General features: G+C 55.4%; 13 protein-coding genes and 1 pseudogene. 4 read left to right on the forward strand and 10 right to left on the reverse strand.

The window, feature by feature from the left end; translation table 11 throughout:
* Positions 1 to 13 precede the first annotated feature (13 nt).
* The 5 genes from ABKW30_RS27990 to ABKW30_RS28010 all read right to left on the reverse strand — a co-directional run bounded on the left by ABKW30_RS27990 (position 14) and on the right by ABKW30_RS28010 (position 5149).
* Positions 14 to 1444 (reverse strand): NAD-dependent succinate-semialdehyde dehydrogenase, encoded by a 1431-nt coding sequence (locus tag ABKW30_RS27990; RefSeq protein WP_348602282.1) that lies wholly within the window; start codon positions 1442 to 1444, stop codon positions 14 to 16.
* A 158-nt stretch (positions 1445 to 1602) separates the two neighbouring features.
* Positions 1603 to 2604: an ABC transporter substrate-binding protein gene (locus tag ABKW30_RS27995; protein ID WP_348602241.1), complete on the reverse strand. Its 1002-nt coding sequence runs from the start codon at positions 2602 to 2604 to the stop codon at positions 1603 to 1605.
* Between the two features lie 171 nt (positions 2605 to 2775).
* Positions 2776 to 3543: an ABC transporter permease subunit gene (locus ABKW30_RS28000; protein ID WP_348602242.1), complete on the reverse strand. Its 768-nt coding sequence runs from the start codon at positions 3541 to 3543 to the stop codon at positions 2776 to 2778.
* On the reverse strand, positions 3540 to 4292 hold the full coding sequence (locus tag ABKW30_RS28005) for an ABC transporter permease subunit (RefSeq protein WP_348602243.1): 753 nt from the start codon (positions 4290 to 4292) through the stop codon (positions 3540 to 3542). The genes ABKW30_RS28000 and ABKW30_RS28005 overlap by 4 nt, the downstream gene beginning before the upstream one ends.
* Positions 4289 to 5149 (reverse strand): ABC transporter ATP-binding protein, encoded by an 861-nt coding sequence (locus ABKW30_RS28010; RefSeq protein ID WP_348602244.1) that lies wholly within the window; start codon positions 5147 to 5149, stop codon positions 4289 to 4291. The genes ABKW30_RS28005 and ABKW30_RS28010 overlap by 4 nt, the downstream gene beginning before the upstream one ends.
* A 407-nt stretch (positions 5150 to 5556) precedes the next feature.
* On the opposite strand from ABKW30_RS28010, the gene lhgO reads away from it, so the two are divergent.
* From lhgO to ABKW30_RS28030, 4 genes are all read left to right on the forward strand, one after another.
* Positions 5557 to 6756, forward strand: coding sequence for an L-2-hydroxyglutarate oxidase (gene lhgO, locus ABKW30_RS28015; RefSeq protein WP_348602283.1), 1200 nt, complete (start codon positions 5557 to 5559; stop codon positions 6754 to 6756).
* Positions 6757 to 6799: 43 nt separating this feature from the next.
* Positions 6800 to 8056 carry a 3-oxo-tetronate kinase gene (gene otnK, locus ABKW30_RS28020; protein ID WP_348602245.1) on the forward strand — a complete coding sequence of 419 codons (1257 nt, stop codon included), beginning with the start codon at positions 6800 to 6802 and terminating at the stop codon, positions 8054 to 8056.
* 18 nt (positions 8057 to 8074) lie between these two features.
* Positions 8075 to 8710: a 3-oxo-tetronate 4-phosphate decarboxylase gene (gene otnC, locus ABKW30_RS28025; protein ID WP_348602246.1), complete on the forward strand. Its 636-nt coding sequence runs from the start codon at positions 8075 to 8077 to the stop codon at positions 8708 to 8710.
* A gap of 576 nt (positions 8711 to 9286) precedes the next feature.
* A complete protein-coding gene (locus ABKW30_RS28030) occupies positions 9287 to 10828 on the forward strand; it encodes an amidase family protein (protein WP_348602247.1) in 1542 nt (513 codons plus the stop codon).
* Between the two features lie 162 nt (positions 10829 to 10990).
* Here the strand turns inward: ABKW30_RS28030 and ABKW30_RS28035 are convergent.
* The 5 genes and pseudogenes from ABKW30_RS28035 to ABKW30_RS28055 all read right to left on the reverse strand — a co-directional run.
* Positions 10991 to 11130 (reverse strand): annotated as a pseudogene (locus ABKW30_RS28035) (IS110 family transposase); the annotation flags it as partial.
* Positions 11131 to 11348: 218 nt separating this feature from the next.
* Positions 11349 to 11600: a helix-turn-helix domain-containing protein gene (locus tag ABKW30_RS28040; protein ID WP_348602248.1), complete on the reverse strand. Its 252-nt coding sequence runs from the start codon at positions 11598 to 11600 to the stop codon at positions 11349 to 11351.
* A 105-nt stretch (positions 11601 to 11705) separates the two neighbouring features.
* On the reverse strand, positions 11706 to 12371 hold the full coding sequence (locus tag ABKW30_RS28045; protein WP_348602249.1) for a GntR family transcriptional regulator: 666 nt from the start codon (positions 12369 to 12371) through the stop codon (positions 11706 to 11708).
* A gap of 113 nt (positions 12372 to 12484) precedes the next feature.
* Positions 12485 to 13465: an aldo/keto reductase gene (locus ABKW30_RS28050; RefSeq protein WP_348602250.1), complete on the reverse strand. Its 981-nt coding sequence runs from the start codon at positions 13463 to 13465 to the stop codon at positions 12485 to 12487.
* A gap of 23 nt (positions 13466 to 13488) precedes the next feature.
* A complete protein-coding gene (locus ABKW30_RS28055; RefSeq protein WP_348602251.1) occupies positions 13489 to 14181 on the reverse strand; it encodes a GntR family transcriptional regulator in 693 nt (230 codons plus the stop codon).
* Positions 14182 to 14266 lie beyond the last annotated feature (85 nt).

Raw genomic sequence — 14266 nt, forward strand, 5'->3', positions numbered from 1 at the left:
TTGCCAGCGCCGATCAGGCATAGCGGTGCGAGACGAACTTGGTCACCAGATAGGCTTCGATTGCCTCTACACCACCTTCCGAGCCATAGCCGGAATCCTTGACGCCGCCAAATGGTGTTTCGGCCAGTCCGAGCCCGTGATGATTGATGGAAATCATGCCGCTCTCTATGGATGAAGATACGCGTGCTGCTGTTTCCGCCGACTTCGTGTAGGCATATGCGGAAAGGCCATAGGGTAAGCGATTGGCTTCTGCGATTGCGTCGTCGAACGTGCGGAACGACGATATCAGGGCAATCGGGCCGAAAGGCTCTTCATTCATCAGCCGGGCATCACCGGACAGGTCCGTGACCACGGTCGGCTGGAAGAAATAGCCCTTGTTGGCTGCACGGCTGCCGCCGGTGCGCAGGTTTGCACCCTTGGCGACCGCATCGGCAACAAAGCTTTCCATCGCTTCAACGCGTCTGCCATGGGCAAGGGGACCCATTGCCGTGTCCGCATCGAGACCGTTGCCGACCTTGACCTTCTTGGCACCCTCGACGAACAGATCGATGAATTGCTCGTAAACACTTTCCTGAACCATCATGCGTGTGGGCGAGACGCAGACTTGGCCGGCATTGCGGTACTTGGCACCGCACAGAAGATTGGCGGCGACGTTGATATCCGCATCGGCGAAGACGATGGCCGGGGCGTGACCGCCCAGCTCCATCGTGCTGCGTTTCATGTGGCGGCCTGCTAGTGAAGCCAGTTCCTTACCGATGGCGGTCGAACCGGTGAACGAGATTTTCCGGATGATCGGGTGCGGGATCAAATAGCTGGAAATATCCGCGGGAACACCGAAGACGAGATTAAGAACGCCTGCCGGAAGTTCGGCATCGGCAAAGCTGCGAACCAGCTCAGCAACGCTTGCCGGTGTCTCTTCCGGTCCCTTGACGATGATCGAGCAGCCCGCAGCCAGTGCCGCACCGATTTTTCTCGCCGTCTGCGACAGCGGGAAATTCCAGGGTGTGAATGCGGCAACCGGGCCAACTGGTTCCTTAGTCATGGTCTGGGAAACGCCCACGGCCCGGGCCGGGATGACACGGCCATAGGTGCGGCGCGCTTCTTCGGCGAACCAGTCGAATAAGTCCGCCGATGCGGCGCATTCGATGCGGGATTCTGCCAGCGGCTTGCCCTGTTCGATCGTCATGATGCGGGCGATATCTTCCTGCCGTTCGCGCATGAGTTTGGCGGCCTGGCGCAGTACCTTGCTGCGGTCGAGGGCTGACACGTCACGCCATTGCCTGAAGGCGCGGTCAGCGGCTTCAAGGGCTATATCCAGATCCGCATGGGACGCGTGCGCAACGGTTCCGATCTGCTCTTCGGTCGCCGGGTTGATGATGGGAAGCTTGCCAGCGCCTCCTGCTTTCCATTCGCCGTTTATATAGAGGAGCACATCTTCAGACATCATATTTCTCCGTCTTGGACATTTCGAAGTTTCACATTGAAAGGTAAAATCCGGCTTCGGCGGAAGCCTACCGTGCAATGTCAAATTTCCGTTTGCCTGTCCATCATTTTGAGGACAGGCGCCGGTGAGGGCGCCTGTCCGGATTTTTGAGCGATAACTCATTTGATGTCGCGCTTCAGATCATCCGGCAGGAAGCTCTGATCGACATATTGGCGCCAATCAACCTTATCCTTGAGCGCACCTGCTTCGAGCGAAGCATCCACAATGGCGTCCATACCCTTTGGATAGAGATCGCCAAGGCTGTAGAAGGGCTGGCCGTCACTCGTATTATGATCCATCAGCTCGGTGATGACCTGTTCTACGATGCCCGGGTCCATCTTGTAGACCTTGGCGATCATCTGCGCCGATTCCTTCGGATTGGCCTTCATGAATTCAACCGCCTTGCGGTGAGCAAGGATGATGCCACGGATCGCATCCGGCCGGTCATTGGCAACTTTGGCCGAAGTCACGCCGACCGTGCTGCTGATCGCCGGGAAGATATCGCGCGAGAAGAACAGCGGACGGAACTTGTCCTTGTTGAGCGTATAGACGGGTTCGGCAACCAGTGCGACGTCGATACCGTTATTCTGCAGCGCAGTCAGCGCGGCACCATAGGCACCGGTCGAGACCAACTTGACGTCACCCTGGGCCAGGCCGGCTTTCTTGACGAGCATGTTGTTGAGGATCTGGCTTGTGCTCAGCGGCGTGGTGAAGCTGATGGACTTACCCTTGAGATCCGCCATTGTCTTGATAGGTGAATTCGGCATGACGATCCAGACGAATTGCGTGGTCGTATGGCCGTTTTCACTGACGATTTTGAGATCGGAACCACCGGCTTTGATCGCGGTCAGGATCGGGACCAGCGCACTGTCGGCATAGGCCAGATCGCCGGCAATCAGGTTGCGGACTTCCGAGCTGCCCCCCTGTGAACCGATGATGCCGGTGATGTCGAGGTCCTGTTCCTTGAAGAAACCTTTTTCAAGCGCGACAACCCAGGGCATGCCATTTACCGAGCTGCCATAGTTCGCCACGACGATCTGTTCCGCCTGCGATGCGTTGACCCCTGCAACCGAAAGTATGCCTGCAAGTGCGAGTGATAAAAGCCATTTTATTTTTATCATTTCGTGGTCCCTCCTTTTGACCTTTTAGAAAATTCGCACTGACAATTCCCTCAGTGCAGTGCTGCCCGTTGCAGCCAATCATTCGTTCCAGCCGCTATTTGGGCTGTTACTTTCCTGCGACGGTACGTCTGCACCACCGTCTTATTGTTCGCGTGCTTCGGGTTGCCGGAATCAGACCCGGCGATGAAGCTTATAGTCTGCCGCCATTAGGACACCGCTCAAGCCTGCGGCAAAGACGATCAGCAGCAGCGTTTGCGATGAGATATCAAGCACGATGTTGTTCTGCATGGCGTTCATGAGAATGAAGCCCAATCCACGGCTTGATCCGAACATTTCACAGAGAATCACCCCGATAAGCGAGCTCGATACGCCAATGCGCAGGCCCGTGAAAATCTCAGGAAGAGCGCCAGGCAGGGCGATCGTCAGCATCATCTGCGTGGTGGAAAGGTTCATCGTCTTGCCGGTCTTCATATATACTGGCTTGATGTTCCTCACGGCGCTCATCGTGAAAAGGATGATCGAGATAATGCCCTGCAGCACACCAAAGGCCACTTCTGACGCAAGTCCAATCCCGAAAAACAAAGTGATCATCGGAAAGAACATCAGCTTGGGAACGGAGTAAAGGCCGGTGAGCATCGGTTCGAAGACGTCGCCGGTAAAGCGTTGTAATCCGAGGAAAATACCGATCGCGAGGCCGGCAACGGCCTCAATTACCACTGCTATGCAAAAGGCTTTGAGTGTAGCGGCGGCATTCATCCAGAAGTCCGACGTTGCCAGCATTTTCAGCGCGTTTTCGGTTGCTGCTAGCGGGGAGGCGAGCGCTACTGAGCCAGCAATTTCATAGAAAATCTGCCACAACGCAACGAAGGCCACGCCGAGGAGCAGGAGATCGAAGGTGCTCCGGCATTTTGGTGATTTGAGAATATTCAGCATGTTCATGACAAACCTCTGCGCTGCCGGATGTACCGTTCCCAACCCATCAGGAAGGCATTGACGACTGCCACGATGATCAGGAGAAGCAGCATGATTCCGTACATTTTGCGATTGTCGAAGTCATGGAAGGCATAGGCTATCTGATAACCTAGGCCACCCGTGGAGAGAATAAATTCCGCAGCCAGGACACCGACGAATGCATGGGCGATGGCAAGTTTGACGCCGTTGAAAACACTGAGAGCGGCCGAAGGAAGTACGACTTCCCGGATGGTTTCCATGCGGCTCAGATGCAGAACCCGCCCAGTCTTTCGCAAGACTCTTGGTACCCTGTCGAGCCCGTTCAAGGTACTTGCGATCATGGTAACCACGGCAAGCATGAAGCCGATGACCACTTTCGGCACGTCGTTGAGACCGAAGAGGACGATGAACAGCGGGTAGAACACGAAGATCGGGATGGAATAATAGGTCACCAGAACCGGTTCGATGGCTTGGCGCAAGCGCGGCATCGAATGCAGCACGATTGCTACCAGAATGCCGACGACCACTGCGGCGGCGACAGAAATGAAAACCGCCAGCACCGTTTGCAGGATCTCGGCCGTCAGTTCACCGCTGCGAAGCATTTCGATCATCGCAACGACCATTTCACTGGGCGGTATCAGTGAATAACTGCTTATCAAGCCCGTCCTGCATGCAAATTCAAGCACGACAAGGATAGCGGCCACGACAAGCAGGCGGGCACGCATCAGGCGGTTCATTTTTTTGTCTCCGACTGACGGGTTGCCTGGATGGATTCGTCACGCAGCTTCGACCAGAGATGGGCGGTCAGCGAACCGAACTTTTCGGAAGAAGCGATACGGCTATCGCGATCCTTGCTCCAGCCGGTTTCGACGATCTCGATGAAATGGCCGGGGCGCGCTGACATGATGCCGACACGGTCCGAAAGCATCGCTGCTTCATCGAGCGCGTGGGTAATCAGCATCACGGTTGCGCCGGTTGCACGCCACAGATTGAGCACCTCATCACCCATGATGAGGCGCGTCTGCTGATCGAGAGCGCCAAATGGCTCGTCGAGCAGAATGAGCCTTGGCTCCATCACCAGTGTGCGGGCAATGCAGACGCGCTGGCGCATGCCGCCGGACAATTGCGAAGGATAAGCATCGCGAAATGCCTGCAATCCCGTCAGTTCCAACGCGCGTTCGGCGCGTTCATTGGCAATCGTTGGATCAACACCACGGCGCTTCAGGCCGAACATGATGTTCTTCCAAACCGTCAGCCATGGAAAACTTGCGTCTTCCTGGAAAACCACGCCGACCCCGTCCGGGACGCCGCCCTGCACCACTTTGCCATCGATGAGAATTTCGCCTGTCGTCGGACGGGTCAGGCCTGCAACCAGTTCCAGCAACGTCGACTTGCCGCAACCGGAAGGGCCAACCACCGAAAAGAATTCGCCGGTCTTCAAGGTGAGATCCAGAGGTCCAAGCGCCTCGATGGCAGGACCACCGGTCTGAGACCGGAAGACCTGGGTAATGCCGCTCAGCTTGACATGAGCGTCGACCCGGTCATTGACGATAACGTCCAACCGGGACTTCTGTGTTTGTCGCTGCGCTATCACTTAATCCTCCCTAGCAAGCACATAAACGTGTTGGATCGTGGGTAAAACCACCAAACCAATGCCCAACACGGTAGTTAGACATCCTCCTCAAAAAGTCTGTCTTTCATGCGCCGGTTTCCCGCGCAGAATAGAACCACTCTAAAACATTCCTTCCCGGCGCCGCGAAAGTCAAGAGATACTTATAATAAATATAATAAAAATGTTGATCCCCTCTGAAATTCGCGTATGGATGAAGCTAGCCAGACCTAGGAGTGCCGGTTTTGATCGGCACAGATCGGCTTGGCAATCGGGCCAGGAGTTTCGTGCCACCGGATATTTGGGGAAGGAGTAAACGCTTTGAGAGATCGTTCGAAATACGGGCGTCGTGGTATGTGTGCAATCGTAACTTCTTTACCGTGACGGTTGAAATCATGATTTACGATTTTTGCGTCATCGGTGGCGGCATTGTCGGCCTTGCCACGGCACTTGAGCTAACCCGTCTGCGGCCTGGCGCAGGCGTTCTCGTTCTAGAGAAGGAGACCGGGCTCGGCCGGCACCAGACCGGACACAACAGCGGTGTCATCCATGCCGGGATCTACTACAAGCCCGGCAGCCTGAAAGCTGATTTGTGCCGCCGCGGGGCAACAGCGACTAAGCAATTCTGTACAGAAAACAACATCCCTTTCGAAACAAGAGGTAAGCTTGTGGTGGCCACCACGCCGACGGAACTGGCGCGTATGGCCAACCTCCGGGTGAATGCCGCCCTCAACCAGATCGATGTCGAGGAGATAGACGACGCTGAATTGAAGCGGCGCGAGCCCAATATCACCGGGCTCGGTGCTCTCTTCGTATCGCAGACTGGTATTGTCGATTACCGCCGCATCTGCGAGGTGATGGGCGAGCTGATCGGTAAAGCGGGGGGCTCAATCGAATATGGCGCCCGCGTCGATGCCCTTGCGGAAACTGCGGAATATGTGATTGTTGCAGCTGGAGGAAAACGATGGCAAGCCAAGCAAATTATTGCCTGCGGCGGCCTCCAATCAGATCGCCTGGCCAAGCTGGCCGGCCTTGACGCCGGTTTCCAGATTGTACCGTTTCGCGGCGAATATTATGATGTTTCCCCAAGAAAGGGCGCGCTCGTACGCCATCTGATCTATCCCGTGCCGGATCCTGATCTGCCCTTCCTCGGCATTCACCTGACGCCGATGATCGACGGCAGTCTGACCGTCGGCCCGAATGCGGTACTTGGCCTTGCTCGCGAACAATATGCCAAATTCTCATTTAACCTGAAGGATGTGATGAGTTTTGCGCAATTTCCGGGATTCTGGCGGCTCATCTCGAAGAACCTGCAATCAGGACTCACCGAAGCCGGCAATTCGCTGTTCAAAGCGCGCTACCTCGCCGAATGCCGCAAATATTGCCCTTCGCTCGAACTCGGCGATTTGGTGGCACGCGAAGCCGGTATCCGCGCCCAGGCGGTGATGCGCGATGGCACGCTCGTTCATGATTTCATGATCCTGCGCACACCTCGTACATTGCATGTGGGCAACGCGCCATCGCCGGCGGCAACGGCGTCTATTCCCATTGGTGAGATGATCGCCCGCGAGGCGACGGAGAGACAATCATGACCATTGGTAAGAATAAGCTCTCTTCAAAAAAGGAGAGCATCACATGCTGCTTGGCGTAATCGCGGATGATTTCACCGGGGCAAGTGATATAGCCAGCACGCTGGCGAAAGGTGGGATGGCCACATTCCAGTTTGTTGGCGTCCCCGAAGGTGAGGCCGCCAAGCATTGCGAAGCAGGGGTGGTGGCGTTGAAGACCCGTTCGATCGAGCCCGATGATGCCGTGCGTCAATCGCTGCAGGCGGCGCGATGGCTGGTAGAACAGGGTTGCCGGCAGATCGTGTTCAAATACTGCTCGACCTTTGATTCGACTCCCAAGGGCAATATCGGCCCCGTCGCCGAAGCGCTGGCAGACTTCCTTGGTGCGGATGTGGCCGTGGTATGCCCGGCATTTCCGGCAACCGGCCGGCGTGTTTTCATGGGGCACCTCTTCGTAGGCGAGAAGCTGCTCAATGAGTCCGGCATGGAAAGACACCCGTTGACCCCGATGACCGATGCCAGTCTACGCCGCTGGCTGGGGCTTCAAACCAAGGCGGGCGTGGGCCTGATCCCGCTCGACATGGTTCGGTCTGGAACTGGCGCGCTTGCCAACGCCTTCGCGTACGAAGTCCAGGCCGGTAATCGCTTTGTGGTCACTGATGCCGTTAGCGATGAGGACCTTTTTGCCCTAGGCGAAGCAATTGCCGGTCACAATCTGATCACCGGTGGCTCCGGCATTGCCCTTGGCCTGCCGGACAATTTTCGCAAGAAAGGCCTGCTTGCGGGGGGAGGAAGCAAGGTACCCACTACTTCAGGGCCTGCGGTTGTCCTTTGCGGTTCCTGTTCGCAAATATCGCGCAATCAGGTCGCGGACTATCTGAAGAACCACCCGGGCCTTACGATAAAACCCGATGAACTTGCCGGTGGCCGCATGAATGTCGAGACAGCCTATGGCTGGTACATAGACCATGCAGATGCCAATCCCATCATCTATTCCTCCGACGATCCAGCTGCCGTCTCCGCTGCGCAAGGCAAGTTCGGCGCCAGCAAGATTGCCGAACAGATTGAACATTTCTTTGCAAGCCTTGCCCGGAAGCTCGCCGATTCCGGCGTACGCCGCATCATCGTCGGCGGTGGCGAAACGTCGGGTGCGGTGGTCAGTGCGCTCGATCTCGATACGCTGCAGGTCGGCCGCGAGATCGATCCCGGCGTGCCGATCTTGGTGGCGGCAAGAAATGGCCCGCTTGGGCTTGCGCTGAAAAGTGGCAATTTCGGATCGACGGATTTCTTCGCCAAGGCATTGGCGCAGATCGAAACAAACTGAGGCATACGGGTCTGCAAAATGAACGAGAATCAGGTCAGGGATGATATGGTGCGGCTTTCAAAGTCGCTCTACGATCGCGGCTTCTCCGTCGGCTCGGCTGGCAATGTCAGTGTTGCCGTACACGACGGTCTCCTAATTACGCCGACCAATTCCTGCCTCGGTTTTCTTGATGCCGCGCGCATCACCAAGATCGGCACGGATGGCCGGCATCTGTCCGGGGACAAGCCGTCGAAGGAAATATTTCTGCATCGGGCCTTTTACGAAACCCGCCCGCAGACCGGCGCTGTCGTGCATCTGCACTCGACCTACGCCACGGCGCTGTCCTGCATGGGTGATATCGACGTTGATGACTGCATTCCGCCTTTGACGCCTTATGTGGTGATGCGGGTAGGGGCGGTGAGGCTGGTACCCTATGTGCGTCCCGGCGACGAAAAGGCGGGGGAATTGATCCGGGACCTCGGCGGCAAATATGCGGCCGTGCTGCTGGCCAATCACGGACCGGTTGTCACCGGCAAGGATATTACCGCCGCCGTCTATGCAGCCGAAGAACTCGAAGAGACTGCCAGGCTTCTGGTAATCCTGCGCAGTGCGAAATCCCAGTTGCTGACGGCAGATCAGGTGAAGGAACTGAAGACGGTGTTTGGAAGCTACTAACTGTCAGCTGGGGCAGGGAGGGCGCAGGACTTCCTGGGTCATGGTGATATCGGCGATCAGTTCGGCCCGGGCCCGGGGCGAAATCCTTGTTCTGCAAGCCTCGACAACGGCGATATGCCGCCCCGACAGCTCGGATTGGCCCGCACGCTTCTGCGGAGCCACATATGTCGATAGGAATGCCGCTGGTGGTTGCCGATTCCCATTGTCCTTGCCAACCGGGCGTTTCTGTAGCCTTCAGCTTAATACGTTGCCAGGTTACGCACGAACGATCGATCAATTTTAAGCCGGGAAACCGGCAGACTTTTCAGCGCACGCTCAGATTTGAATAGCCCGTTCCGAAGTCATCGATGGCAAAGCCAATCCCCGCCGCGCACAAGTGCTGCATGGTGGCAATGGCTTGATTGGCCCTTGTCATGTCTGGATGATCATCGGACGATTGCGCTGGTGGTCTGTATAAGAATATAAAAAGAAGTGATCGCGAACGATTGACCGTTCATAGTTGCATAGCAGGCCAATTGAACGGGGTTCGATCTGAAGGCACTTCCACGTTCAGTCACATCTATTAGGGTTCCGACAATGTTGCCAAACTCATCTGAACCGTTCGAAATTGAAGAAGCCACAATAGCGGACTTACAGCAGGCAATCAGAACCCGCAAAATCTCGTGTGTTGAGCTTATCCAGCAATATCTGAACAGGATTCATAAATACGAGTTTCGTTTAAACTCGATCACATATCTCAATCCCAAAGCGCTGCAAATTGCGACAGAGCTCGACCGAAAATTCGCGGCAGGAGAACCGATGGGCCCACTTTTCAGTGTGCCGATTCTGCTCAAAGACAACATTAATACGTTCGATATGCCCACGACCAATGGTTCCATTATTCTCAAAGACGCAGTCCCGACAGAAGATGCATACATAACTGCAAATCTTCGACAGGCCGGCGCCGTTATTTTGGGAAAAGCGTCCATGGGCGAGTTTGCCAATAATGACTACAATACTATCGACGGAGTGGTGACGAATGCCTATAGCCGCCTGCGGTCGACGTCCGGCTCAAGTTCCGGCTGCGCTGCTGCCCTGACTGCCAACTTGGCCTTGTTGGCAGTTGGCACCGATACCAGCTCTTCGATCCGCGGGCCGGCCGCCTTTGCGGGATTAGTGGGATTACGGCCAACAACCGGCTTATGGAGCAGGAGCGGCATTGCTCCCAAGAGTCCGCTTTTTGATACTGCGGGGCCCATGGCCCGCAACGTTACAGACCTTGCCGCTTTGCTTGGTGCAGGAGCAGGACGCGACGAAGCTGACCCGATGAACGTTGCCGTCTACAACACCCATCCCGCAGGAGAAATAAACTACACCGAATCGCTCGACGCAGACGCGCTAAAGGGTGCTCGTCTTGGTCTGGTTCATAACTTTCTCAAGGGCGACCCGGAGGTTGAAGCGATGATGAACAATGCCATAGAGGTTATAGGCAATCTTGGCGCCACGATCGTTGATATATATCTCGATACTGACTTTCTGAGATTCAATATTGTGAACGGAGCCCAGAACTTACGGGTGCCAGCTGATGCCGATTTCAAAAAAAACTTTGAAGACTATCTCTCAACGTATTTCGGACCTCATGTGCCAAAGACGGTTGCTGAGTTCGTCGACATTTACCGGGCCACGACCACCGTTTCTCGTAAACCGGTGGAACAGCGTATATTGGATCTTTTAGAGACGTCGTTGAAGATGAACGCGAACAACCTGTCCCATTTCCATCTTGTCAATGATATGCTACCTGCTGCGAGCACATACAAAAAGTCCCTTTTCGATAAAAATCGAGTAGGCGCGCTGATCTATCCGACAAGCACCAGCTTTCCGCCTCCGATCAACACACCGGTTCTGAAGACGAAAGATCCAACCTACATTCCTCCAGAGATTAGTAGCTTTATTTTCGCGTCTTATAGTTCAATCGGCAATCCCGACATTACCGTGCCGATGGGCCTCGGGACGGCAGGGCTTCCAGCGGGCATTTCTTTTATGGGTCGACCATATGACGAAGCAACAATCCTCGGATTCGCTTATGCGTTCGAGCAGGCGACCAATCTACGAGTGCCGCCAGACCTTTCCGAATTGTAACGAGGGTAAACTGCATTCGGTGGCCACCATGTCCAGATAACTAAAATTTCCCGCGATAAAACCGAACCCCTCCTGCAGATCGACAGGGCTAAAGAAGCCCTGCGCCACGATCGATTGCTTTAGACTTGGAAAATACTGGCTCAGAATGTTCACTATTCGGTTGCCGACGACTTCCAGTTCGGTTTTCAAACCGAAGTTGCGCGCAACGGGCCACGGATATCGCTCTGGATAGCGATAGCCTTCTTTTGAAGCAGTTTGCGCGCGCTCAGCAAGACTCGTCGCTGCTGGCTCGCCAGCGTTTTGAAGGCTTTGAACTTCTTGCGGACGGGCTATCGCCCTCTACAACATATCCTCCTTCCGGGGAAGAATGTTGCAGCAACGTGTCGCCTGTCTCGGCATCGGGTTCATAGACTTCGTGCAGGATCTGCAGGTTATGTTCCTCTTGCGTCACCGATCTGCCTGAACGCCAATGCCCCGCCCGCACCGGAGATTGACGATGCTGCTACTCTTGATGTCAGGTCTACTCGCTCGTCAACGCTAAAAACGGGACTTTGGGGTGAGAGCGTTCCGGCGCGAAGAAGTCAGATATACCGACGACGAGTCCATTCAGGATCTTTCTGGTTGTTGCAACTGACGGACTGACTTTGTTAGTCTCCACATTTGATATTTGGGCGTGCGGGACCCCAGCCCGCTCAGCAAGCTGGCGTTGAGAGAAACCTGCAGCGGAGCGCATCGCATTAAGCCGTGCGCCAATATCGAACTTCAAATCCATACCGACAACCTTTCGGAAAAGACCTTTATGCCGCGTAACGGCAAAGCAATCAACCTGGACAATAAATTGAGCAATGTGAAGGGTATGCCGTGCCGCTCGGCGGCTTCAGTCCAGGGCTTCAAGCGCGCTTTCTGCCGCCCGTTCCACGTGGGAGCGGCTTGCTTCTTCCGCAGCGTGCGCGTCGCGGGCTGCAAAAGCTGCCATCAAGATTTCCATTTCTGCCAAGGACGCTTTTCTTCGCGCGGAACTGGAGAGGGACAGCATACGCAATTGCGACACTCGAATATGGACGCTGCGTAGCATGCGCTGGGCAATTTCGTTATCTGCGCCGGCCATCAATACGTCATAGAGACGGGACTTTGCGACAATCATATCGCGCGGCACATCGCTTTGATATGCAACCACGACGTCTTTGAAGGCAGATTTACAATCTTCAAATTGCTCCGGGGTGGCTTTCTCGCAAAACAGCCGGCAAATAAGCGATTCCAGCATTGCCCGCACCTCGAAGATCGCCTTGGCATCCTTGTAAGTCAGCTTTGAAATGATCACTCCGCGATTGGGAAGATTAGTGACCAGCCCCTCATTTTCCAATTCGCGCAATGCTTCACGCAGCGAAGTTCTGGACACGCCGGTGCGCTCGCACAATACGCGCTCCACCAGTCGCTCCCCTGCTTCCAGCTCGCCCTGCGCGATAGCGTTTCTCAGAGTGTCCACGACCCTTTTGCGTAAGGTAGGCGATACATCCACTTTCAAGCTTACTGGCCTCAGCACCCAGATCTCCAATTCCTGTTCGAGCGACTCGGCATGCTCAAAAATGTCCGGCCGTAATAAGTTTCATTTCGCCAAATTCCAACCGGCTGCGTGCGATACATCATGAATCACCTTCAATGGCCACCCTCGGAAAGCGGGCGAGGGGCGTAGGCTGCTCCAATAAGCGCGATATCTTCCGTTGAAAGGTGGATGTCGAGCGCGGCAACTGCAGCGTCCACATGTTCGACTTTCGTCGCCCCGAAAATCGGTGATGTAATTCCCGGCTGTGCGAGTGTCCACGCAAGTGAAACCTGCGCGGCTGTCGTGTCCAGCCGCGCGGCGACCTTGGTTACTGCCTCGAACACCGCAAAATCGGAAGGGCGGTAATAGTGCTTCAACGTATAGTCATCGCTTTGCGTGCGAATTGTTGAGTTGCCGGGCTCTCTTCGATCTTCTGCAAGAAAGCCCCGGGCCATTGGGCTGAAGGGGATGAGCGCCAGGCCTTCGTGCCGGCACAGTGGCAGGAGTTCACGCTCGCACTCCCGATGCGCCGGGTTATACTCACATTGCATCGAAGCGAAACTTGGCAAACGACCGGCAGCCGCTTTGGACAAAGTCAGGGCCATGGACCAAGCCGGCATGGTCGCCGCTCCCACATAAAGCGCCTTGCCGGATCGAACGATATCCCCGAAGGCATCGACAAGCTCGTCAAGATCGGTGGTCGAATCCCAGATATGGGTCTGAAACAGATCGATATGATCCGTGCCTAACCTGCGCAGCGACGCGTCGATGGCTTCGAAAAGATGTTTGCGGGAATAGCCTCTTCCATTGCAATGCGGAGCCATCGGATTTCCGGCTTTGGTCGCCAACACAACACTGTCGCGCGGCACCCGTTTCACCAAAACTTCCCGAAGGATGTTTTCGCTCTCGCCTGCGGAGTAGAAGTCGCACGTATCGAAGAAATTTATCCCCAGTTCCAATGCTCGCCCGACAATCTGGTCGGATGTCTGACGGTCGAGCACCCAGCGCCGCCACGTTGCCGCACCAAAACCCATGGCACCAAGGCAAAGGCGCGATACTTTGAGGTTCGTATTCCCGAACTTGATATATTGCATGGTGATTCCTGTGCTAGGTGAGCTTAAAGAGAGTCTTGAGGCGGCTCTTGCAGAACTTGCTGCGCGAACTCGGCGGACCGTTTAACGTAATCTCGTGTAAGGTTTTCTGCCGCGGTGGCGTCCCGGGCTTTGAATGCATCCAGGATTTTATACAGGGTGGCGAATGTTGCCTTTCGCCTCTCGGGCGACGCGGAACGCGCTGTGATGGTTCGCAAAAATGTAACTCTTGCGCGAAGAACAGACGCCATCTGTCGGGCAACGTCGTTACCGGCCCCGCCCATAACAGCATCCGAAATTGCGTCCAGCCCATGGGCATAGAGTAATGCATCCTCAGGTTGCCTGAACTCTTCAGCGGCAATGATTGCTGCCTCCACCGATGCGATATCCTCATCGCCGGCACGTTCCACGAAAAGGCGGGCCATCGCGGATTCGATGATCGTCCGCATCTCGTAGATCTCTTGTGCTTCGATAGCGGTTACGCGCGTCACGAACATGCCTTTGCCGGATACCCGGACAACGAGGCCTTCCGCCTCAAGCTGGCTAAGGGCGCCGCGTATACTGGTCCTGCTCACACCGGTCTCGTCCGCAAGTGAACGCTCCACCAGTTGCTGCCCAGGTTTGAAATATTGTGTGAGGATCGCATCGCGGAGAACCTCGACGGTTTTTTCTCTGAGATTTGGCGTCTCCGGAACGTCCAGTATGTCAAGCTTTTCCATCTCGCCCCCGATTTGTGATGAAGAACACCCTTCCAGACTTGTCCTTTAATCCCATTCATGTGGAAAAGGAATTTCCATTGACCGG

Origin of the sequence: Phyllobacterium sp. SB3, from assembly GCF_040009165.1 — a bacterium.
GTDB lineage: Bacteria > Pseudomonadota > Alphaproteobacteria > Rhizobiales > Rhizobiaceae > Phyllobacterium.

What these genes read in the sequence shown, in the direction of transcription:
- ABKW30_RS28005 (WP_348602243.1), bottom strand. Translation starts at nt 4,292, where the DNA reads ATGAACCGCCTGATGCGTGCCCGCCTGCTTGTCGTGGCCGCTATCCTT.
- ABKW30_RS28000 (WP_348602242.1), bottom strand. Translation starts at nt 3,543, where the DNA reads ATGAACATGCTGAATATTCTCAAATCACCAAAATGCCGGAGCACCTTC.
- ABKW30_RS27990 (WP_348602282.1), bottom strand. Translation starts at nt 1,444, where the DNA reads ATGTCTGAAGATGTGCTCCTCTATATAAACGGCGAATGGAAAGCAGGA.
- otnC (WP_348602246.1), top strand. Translation starts at nt 8,075, where the DNA reads ATGAACGAGAATCAGGTCAGGGATGATATGGTGCGGCTTTCAAAGTCG.
- ABKW30_RS27995 (WP_348602241.1), bottom strand. Translation starts at nt 2,604, where the DNA reads ATGATAAAAATAAAATGGCTTTTATCACTCGCACTTGCAGGCATACTT.
- ABKW30_RS28030 (WP_348602247.1), top strand. Translation starts at nt 9,287, where the DNA reads ATGTTGCCAAACTCATCTGAACCGTTCGAAATTGAAGAAGCCACAATA.
- otnK (WP_348602245.1), top strand. Translation starts at nt 6,800, where the DNA reads ATGCTGCTTGGCGTAATCGCGGATGATTTCACCGGGGCAAGTGATATA.
- ABKW30_RS28040 (WP_348602248.1), bottom strand. Translation starts at nt 11,600, where the DNA reads ATGGATTTGAAGTTCGATATTGGCGCACGGCTTAATGCGATGCGCTCC.
- ABKW30_RS28055 (WP_348602251.1), bottom strand. Translation starts at nt 14,181, where the DNA reads ATGGAAAAGCTTGACATACTGGACGTTCCGGAGACGCCAAATCTCAGA.
- ABKW30_RS28050 (WP_348602250.1), bottom strand. Translation starts at nt 13,465, where the DNA reads ATGCAATATATCAAGTTCGGGAATACGAACCTCAAAGTATCGCGCCTT.